General features: G+C 62.1%; 5 protein-coding genes and 3 pseudogenes. 1 reads left to right on the top strand and 7 read right to left on the bottom strand.

Annotation, left to right across the window (positions count from 1 at the left end; genetic code table 11):
- From AC1DN0_RS39360 to tnpA, 7 genes and pseudogenes are all read right to left on the bottom strand, one after another.
- Window positions 1-1,319, bottom strand: a pseudogene (locus tag AC1DN0_RS39360) (xanthine dehydrogenase family protein molybdopterin-binding subunit); the annotation flags it as partial.
- 179 nt (window positions 1,320-1,498) lie between these two features.
- Window positions 1,499-2,500: pseudogene (gene tnpC / locus AC1DN0_RS39355) on the bottom strand (IS66 family transposase); the annotation flags it as partial.
- Window positions 2,501-2,786: 286 nt separating this feature from the next.
- Window positions 2,787-3,917 carry an IS110 family RNA-guided transposase gene (locus AC1DN0_RS39350; RefSeq protein ID WP_477104417.1) on the bottom strand — a complete coding sequence of 377 codons (1,131 nt, stop codon included), beginning with the start codon at window positions 3,915-3,917 and terminating at the stop codon, window positions 2,787-2,789.
- Window positions 3,918-4,285: 368 nt separating this feature from the next.
- The gene (locus AC1DN0_RS39345; RefSeq protein WP_477104416.1) at window positions 4,286-5,416 is read right to left on the bottom strand and encodes an IS110 family RNA-guided transposase; all 1,131 of its coding nucleotides are present in this window, start codon (window positions 5,414-5,416) and stop codon (window positions 4,286-4,288) included.
- Window positions 5,417-5,593: 177 nt separating this feature from the next.
- Window positions 5,594-6,211 (bottom strand): annotated as a pseudogene (locus AC1DN0_RS39340) (transposase); the annotation flags it as partial.
- Between the two features lie 138 nt (window positions 6,212-6,349).
- The gene (gene tnpB / locus AC1DN0_RS39335) at window positions 6,350-6,703 is read right to left on the bottom strand and encodes an IS66 family insertion sequence element accessory protein TnpB (protein ID WP_477104415.1); all 354 of its coding nucleotides are present in this window, start codon (window positions 6,701-6,703) and stop codon (window positions 6,350-6,352) included.
- Window positions 6,703-7,317 carry an IS66-like element accessory protein TnpA gene (tnpA, locus tag AC1DN0_RS39330; protein WP_477146519.1) on the bottom strand — a complete coding sequence of 205 codons (615 nt, stop codon included), beginning with the start codon at window positions 7,315-7,317 and terminating at the stop codon, window positions 6,703-6,705. The genes tnpB and tnpA overlap by 1 nt, the downstream gene beginning before the upstream one ends.
- Window positions 7,318-7,341: 24 nt before the next feature.
- Here tnpA and AC1DN0_RS39325 point away from each other — a divergent pair.
- Window positions 7,342-7,943 (top strand): transposase (locus tag AC1DN0_RS39325; protein WP_477146518.1); only part of this gene is annotated, 602 nt, incomplete at its 3' end.

The raw sequence follows: 7,943 nt of genomic DNA, 5'->3' as shown, positions 1-7,943 counted from the left end.
TTCGGGTGATGAGCCGTCACCTGCATCGGCAGAGCGTATTCGTTCTCGACGATGCCTTCGGTCATGGTCGAGTCCACGCCGTTCTTCACGAGAACCGGCTCGAATGGGGTTCCCATGACGATCGACTGGCCGACGATCGCGTGCTGCCAACCTACGACCTGCCCCTTTTCGTCGAAGCCGATGCGCGCGCGGTGGACATGTAGCGGGCGATAGTAGCCGCCCTTGATATCGTCTTCGCGACTCCACATGACCTTGAGCGGTTCGGCATGGCCTCTGGCAATCCACTCGCGAAGTACGCCTGCCGATTCGACCAGGTAGTCCGACGTCGGCACGGCACGCCGGCCGAAGCCACCCCCGGCCATCATCGTATTCAGCGTCACCGTCTCGACCGGCAGCGACAACGTTTGGGCGATCGCCGCCTGATCGACAGTCTGAAATTGCGAGCCAACCCAGACCGTGACGCTGGTCGCCATATTGCCGCTAATCTCGGCCTGCATGGTACAGTTGAGCGGTTCCATCGGCGCGTGCGCGAGATACGGCAGCCGATATTCGGCATCGATCACGCGCGCAGCGCCCGCGAGGACCGCCTGCACGTCGCCACTCTCCAGCGGGACCGCCATCTTGCCCGGTTGCATCGCAAGCTTGCTGTATTCCTCGTAAAGCGCCTGCGTGCTGACCTTCGAGCCCGTGTCCTCCCATTCGATCTGCAGCACGTCACGCCCCTGCTTGGCCGCCCAGTATCCGTTGGCGACCACCGCCACGCCGGAGCCGCCGCGATCCGCGGGCACCTGCATGACGTCGACAACGCCCTTGATCACGCGCGCCTTTTCCGCGTTGAACGACTTCACCTTGCCACCAAAGCGGGGCGGGTGCGCGACCACGGCCACAACCATGTCCTTGAGCCGGGTATCGATGCCGAACACGGGGTCGCCTCGCAGCTTCGAGGCGGCATCTAGGCGCGGCATTGGCTTGCCGATGAGGCGGAACTGCGACGGGTCCTTCAATACCACGGTCGTCGGCACCGGCAGACTCATGGCCGCATTGGCGAGCTCACCATAGGTGGCGCGATGCGTACCCGATGTGACCACCCCCTCCACGGCGGCGCAGCTGGCGGGGTCCACATTCCATTGTTTGGCCGCCGCAGTCACGAGCATCGCCCGAGCGCGCGCGCCGAGCTCGCGATACTGCGTAAACGAATGCATCAGCGCGGTAGAGCCGCCTGTCATCTGAATACCGAAGCCCGGATCGCGGTAAGCATCGCCGGCCGGGGCCAGCATTGACCGCACGTTTTTCCAGTCCACGTCGAGCTCGTCGGCCAGAACACTTTGTGCCGGTGCATCAGTGAACAGTAACCGCGCAATTGAGCACACTGTATTGAGAGTCGTTCTCGGCGAACAGGCGGGCTCGGCCGTATTGCGACCCTCGAGCAGGATCGGCAATGTCCGATGGAGGTACCAGGAATCGCGCGCCGGGGCAGTGCCGGCGCCCTGTCATGTCATCAACCGGGGTTCGTCATTGYGCTCTGCTGTCTGGCGTAGTTGAACGGCAGCAGGTCGCTGATGTCGGCGTCCGCCGCACGCTGCGGCAGCTCGGTGAGAACGTGACGTAGATACGCGTACGGCTCGACGTTGCAGGCGCGGCACGTGAGCATCAGGCTGTAGATCATCGCACTCGCCTTCGCACCGGCAACCGTGTCTGCAAAGAGCCATGCCTTTCTCGCGGTTGCAAAGGGTCTCACGTCTCGCTCTATCACGTTGTTATCGAGGGGCGCACGCCCGTCGATAACATAGCGGCTGAGGTATTCCCACTGATTGCGCGTGTAGCTGATCGCCTTGCCCAGCAGGCTTTCGGGCAGAACCTGCGGTGCCAGTTCGTCCAGCCATTTCCTGAGCGCCTCCAGCAGCGGTACGCTGTGTTCCTGCCGCAGCCGGTAGGTGTAGCCGGCCCGTGTCTCGCCCTCTGGCAGTTCTCTGCGAGCAAGTGTCTCGACCTGATACAGCGCCTTGAAGTACTCGAGCGCTTGCTGTGCGCGACCGCCGGGCTTCTTCTGGCCCTTGTGCGCGTCGACGAACAGTCGTCGCGAATGGGCAAGACACCCGAAGTGCGTGACGCCTTTGAGCGTGCGCCAGGCGCTGTAGCCGTCGGTCATCAGCATGCCTTCGTAGCCGGCGAGAAACGCCTGCGGATATTGCTGACCACGCCCCGGCTGGTAGTCGAACAGCACCACCGGCTGTTCGCAGTCCTGTGCGCTTCTGTAGAGCCACATGTAACTCTTGCTCTGCGCGGTCTTGCCTTCTTCCTTGAGCACTTGCACCGTCGTCTCGTCGCCGTGGATCAGCGGCTGCGACAGCAGCGTCTGGCGCATCGCCTCGTACAACCGGCTGTAGTGCAGTTCGGCAGGCCTGATGATCCAGTTCGCCAGCGTGCCGCGGCCCGCCGGAATGCACGCACGGGCCAGCGCGTCTTCCATCCGGTATAGCGGCGTGCCATCCACGTGCCTGATATGACTTTCCCTGTCAACTGCGATCGGTTTTCAGTTCTACATTGACTTTGAATTTCCTGAGGGCGGCGTAGCAGTAATTCTCGACGGTGGATCACACTGATATCCGCGGGTTGGCTACCGCATTACAGATGTCCGTCTCGTGAGCCTGCCGCTTTCTTACCGCGCGAATCGGCCTGTACTCTGCCGTCACGAAGTACGTACGCGGGTTACTCCGGTACCGGGCTACGCCGCCTTCAGGAAACTCCTCCTGTGGTTGTAGGGCTGTGGTTGACGTAGTGCTGTTTTACATTGCTGGCGCCTCTCGCGGTATAGAGAGCGACATGGCGAGCTGGGCGATGTCCCAGATGAACCCCGCCAGCTCGCGGGCAACGGCGACCACCGCGATGTTCGCGTTCTTGCCGCGCGCAGCCAGCTTGCGATATCGCTGGCACAGTCGAACCTGTGCATCCCAGGCGCGGTCAATGATGGCCTTCGGGATGCCGTCGTGACGGCACTGGATCGTCCGACTGATCCGTGCGATGTGGCGGTAACTCCAGGCGGCCTCGATGAGCAGCTTTCGTGCATAGCTGTTGCCTGTCTTGGTGATGCTGCCCTGGCGCCGTTTGTCACCTGAGGAGTGTTCGGAAGGCGTCACGCCGAGCCAGGCCATCAACTGACGTGGATGGTCGAAGCGCGAGAGATCGCCCACCTCGGCGAGCATGCCCACTGCGGTGGTGAACTGCACGCCACGCATGGCCTGCAGGCCTAGTACGGCCGGATAGAAGCGCCAGTTGACTACGGCCTCACGCAAAGCTGCCTCGAGACGGTTGCATTGCGCCAGCCGATCTTCGATCGCGCGCCGATGTTCTTCAAACGCGAGTTGCTGCCACTCGTTGGCGAATGAGTGGGTGCTCAGCCAGCGTCGATGAGCCGGCCCCCAGTTGGCGCTGCCGGTATAGCGCACACCGTGCAGCAGCAGGAACGATTTTAGCCGCTGCCGTGCCTGCTTCAGGTCGTCTTTAGCGGCGGCCCACGCACGGGCCAGATCCCTGAACGCCTCGTCTTCGACACCGGGCACGTACACTGCCGACAGGTCACCTGCACGTAACGCGCGTACCAGCTTGATGGCATCGCGTCGATCTGTCTTGACACGCTCACCAGGCTTCCTCGGAATCAGCGACGGCGCACAGACCATGCAGTCGAACCCTTTTTCTACCAGTTGCCTGTAAAGCCCGTAACCGCACGGACCCGCTTCGTAGACGATATGCACGCGTCGCCCTTTCGACTGCAGCCGCCTGCATAGGCGATCGATATCGCCCTTCGCGGTACCAATCTTGCCCAGTAGTTCTACGTCAACCATGCCGATCGCGTAGGCGATCGTGATCGACTCCTTGTGAACATCCAGACCGACGTACATCGTGCTATCGTGTTCCATGCTGGCCTCCGTGCGGGAAATCACCGGGTGTGGCCCTGTCCACACCGTGCGGCTATGGCAGTAATGCTGATATGACTCCCCGTGTCAATCGGGATTGGTTTGATTCAGTTTCACAGTTGCATGTTGTTCCCCAATTTCCTGAGGGCGACGTAGCAGTAAGTCTCGACGGTGGATCACGCTGATATCCGCGGGTTGGTTACCACATTACAGAGGTCCGCCCAATGAGCCTGCCGCTATCTAACGCCGCAAGTCGGATGAAATCCGTTGCCTAGCATCGTCGCGGGTTGCTCGTGTGCCGGGCTACGCCGCCTTCAGGAAACTGGCTCCACAGTAGGGTCAGATAGGTTGGTGGTACCTAAAGCGCTGGGTTACGTTGTCTGGGCCGCGTTCGGGACGGCAAGCGACATGGCGAGCTGGCTGATGTCCCAGATGAACCCGCTCAGTTCGCGGGCCACCGCAACCACCGCAATGTTCGGGGTCTTGCCGCGTGCGGCCAGTTTCCGATAGCGCCGGCATAGTCGAACCTGGGCGTCCCAGGAACGGTCAACGATGGCCTTTGGGATGCCTTCGTGCCGGCGCTGGATCTCGGGGCTCACACGTGCCGGGTGCCGGTAACTCCAGGCGGCCTCGATCAGCAGCTTTCTGGCATAGCTGTTGCCGGTCTTGGTGATGCTGCCCTGGCGCCGTTTTTCGCCCGACGAGTGTTCGGCGGGCGTCACACCGAGCCAGGCCATCAGTTGGCGCGGATGGACAAAGCGCGAGAGATCGCCCAACTCGGCGAGGATGCCTATCGCCGTGGTGAACTGCACGCCGCGCATGGCCTGCAAGCCCAGTACGGCCGGGTAGAAGCGCCAGTTGACCACTGCCTCGCGCAGGGCCGCTTCGAGACGGCTGCATTGCGCGAGCCGGTCCTCGATAGCACGTCGATATTCGTCAAAGGCAAGTTGCTGCCACGCGCTATCGAACGCAAATTCGCTTATCCAGCGCCGGTGCGCTGGTCCCCAGTCAGCTCTGCCGCTGTAGCGGACCCCATGCGAGAGCAGAAAGGCCTTCAGCCGTTGCCGGGCGCGCTTCAGATCGTCCTTGCCGCTGACCCAGGCGCGTGACAGATCCCGGAATGCTTCGTCTTCGACGCCGGGCACGTACACGGCCGAGAGGTCGCCGGCGCGCAGCGATCGCACCAGCTTGACCGCATCGCGCCGATCGGTCTTGACGCGCTCGCCGGGTTTCTTCGGGATCAGCGACGGCGCGCACACCATGCATTCGAATCCCTTCCCTGCAAGCTGCCGGTAAAGGCCATATCCGCATGGGCCCGCCTCGTAGACGATGCGGATCCGGCGTGCTTTGGACTGCAGGCGCTTGCACAGGCGATCGATATCGGCCTGCGACGTACCGATCTTGCCAAGCAGTTCGACCTCGCCCGCGCCGAGTGCATAGGCGACCGTGATCGAGTCCTTATGGACGTCAAGACCCACATACAGCGTGCTATCGTGTTCCATGCTGGCCTCCGTGCTGGAAATCGCCGGGTGTGGCCCTGTCCACACCATGCGGCTCTGGCAGACATGCTAACCCGCGTTTGATTCMTCACGGCGGGCCAGCCCTTGCCCCAGGGGAGTCATACTGACTAACCCGCGTTTACTCCCACGGCAGGCCAGCCTATGCCTCACGGAAAGTCATACTGCCTTGCCGGTCGTCACCGTCGCGATCATCGCCGGACTCGCGTTGCTACCTGGCAGCGGTTGTACTGGCATCGACGCGACCACGATCAGCGTGCGCTCCGCGTTGCGCTCGCAATGGCGGCACGCGTATTTGAACCGTACGTGCTGCAACACCGAGACCTTTACCTCGATGTGCAACTGCTCGCTCGTCTCCTCGCCCATGCGATGCAGCGGGCTCTGGCAGCATGGACAGATTTTCTGTTCCTCGGGCAGGTCGTACTCGATGCGCTGGCGCGGCAACGACGCCGGCAGCGGCTTGCGTCCCCGTTTGCGGTGTGCAGACTCATTGACTTCCGGAAGTCCCGTATCGGGCAGCGTGAACGCGTCATCGGGATCGTTGCCAGCAGGTTCTGTCGCGGCGATCTGCTCGGCTTCGTCAAACACCCGATCCTTGAGCTTCTCGCTGCTCGGCGCGTAGCGCTTGAGCTGCGCGAGGCGGAACTGCTCTTCGAGCTGCTCGATACGCTGCGAGAGTTGCTGGGCTAGCGACTCGAGATCCAGATTTTTCTTCTCGAGTTCGCGGATATAGGCCTGGACGTCAGGCGGCAGATCAGGGGTGAGGTCATGTGCAGGCATGCGATTCACGATAGTGCAATCGCATCGCCAACAGGTTTACGTCGAATCCAAAACAATGGTATCGGCCAATGCCCTGGCGAGCAGCCGCCTCGCGAAGCCTATGGCCAGAGCCCGCACCCTGGCCTCTCTCACGCTGACTCAGCTCGCGTGCCGGTAGCGCCGCGAAGGGTGTCGGCGAACGGCTTCGATGTCGATACCTTCAAGCAACCAGTGCAGTTGCTCGGTCGTGAGTTCCATCACCGCCTGCTCGCGGCGTGGCCAGGCGAAGTGGTCTGCTTCCAAACGCTTCATCAGGAGCCAGAATCCAGAGCGGTCATAGAGCAGAAGCTTGACCCGATTGCGGCCGCGGTTATGGAACGCGAAGACGGCCCGGGCGAACGGATCGAGTTGCATCGACTGCTCGACCAGCGTCACCAGACTGTTCAGGCCGGCCCGGAAGTCGATAGGCTCGCGGTGCAGATAGACCCGCAGGTCAGCGTCGAGGCGGAACATCAGGTGTCCCCCAGCGCCGCGATCATCGCCTTCACGAGCGGCCCATCTTTCGGTGTGCATTCGAGCTCGATGGTTACGCCGTTTGGCAGCCGTGCCGACAGGCGTGCCAATTGTGGCGAAGATGAAGATTGCGGCACGGGAACAGAAGTCGATTCCGGCGATGCCGGCCGTGACCGCTGGGCTTGAGGAGGTACGCCGCGAACCTCCACTACCGGAACGAAGGCCGATGGCGCGCCTTCGACGGCGCTATCCATGTCAATACCACCTTGTCTTTCTGCTTTGTACTGCTTGACCCAGCGCCACAATTGGTTCGTGTTCACCTGGGCTCGGATCGCCATGCTGGCAACCGATACGCCGGGTTCAAGGCAAGCCTCGATCAATCTTCGCTTGCCCTGCCTGTCGTAGCTGCGTTTCCCGTTGGCGCCGACATTGGTCACTCGCAGCGGCAGGAAGTCAAAATCGCTATCGTCCATGAATTGTGCCCACGAAAAAAATCGCGGGCACAATCCTGCGCCTTTCGGGGCGTCAACGCTACGTGCGGAGAAAATCGCGCTTACAGTGAACAAGCCTTCGCTCAGGCTCGCAGCAAACTCAGCGGCGATGTCTTTGCTCACCTCAATGACTGGCTGCTTCAGCAAGTGTCCAACCATTTGCCGCGCTGGCATGGCTTTCGGCTGGTCGCCGCGGACGCCTCACACCTGCGTTTCGCCATCCGCCACAGCCATCTCCCGCGAGCCGCCACCCGCGATCAACTCGCCTTCGGCCTGTACCTGCCCGGTGCCGAGATCACGCTCGCCGCCTCACTGCATAGCGTGCACGAGAACGAACGCCAGATCCTGTTCGAGCATCTGGATCGCCTGCAATCCGACGACTTGCTCTTGCTCGACCGCGACTACCCCGCCCGCTGGCTGGTGGCCGTGCTCAACGAACGAAAAATCCCTTTCTGCATGCGCGCCGACGGCAGCGGCTTTACCGCCGTGCGACACTTCGTCCGCTCCGGCCGCGACGAGGCCATCGTCACGCTCCCGGCTCCAGCCCGCAATGACGCGCGCGACTATGAATGTGCGGCTACCCCACAAACCGTCCGGCTGATCCGGCAGATCTCGCCAGCCGGTAAGGTGCGCGTGCTCATCACCAATCTGCTCGACATGCACCGCTATCCGGCTGCCACCTTCCGCGATCTCTATCACCAGCGCTGGCGCCTGGAGGAGGCGTTTAAACGTCTCAAACACCGCATGGC

The organism is Cupriavidus sp. 05N39 (genome assembly GCF_056397325.1).
Note: the sequence above shows the minus strand (reverse complement) of the source record. Positions and strands in the feature narration are given on the sequence as shown.

Excerpts from the sequence above, each read along its gene's own strand:
- AC1DN0_RS39350 (WP_477104417.1), bottom strand. The coding sequence starts at position 3,917 with ATGGAACACGATAGCACGATGTACGTCGGTCTGGATGTTCACAAGGAG.
- AC1DN0_RS39345 (WP_477104416.1), bottom strand. The coding sequence starts at position 5,416 with ATGGAACACGATAGCACGCTGTATGTGGGTCTTGACGTCCATAAGGAC.
- tnpB (WP_477104415.1), bottom strand. The coding sequence starts at position 6,703 with ATGTTCCGCCTCGACGCTGACCTGCGGGTCTATCTGCACCGCGAGCCT.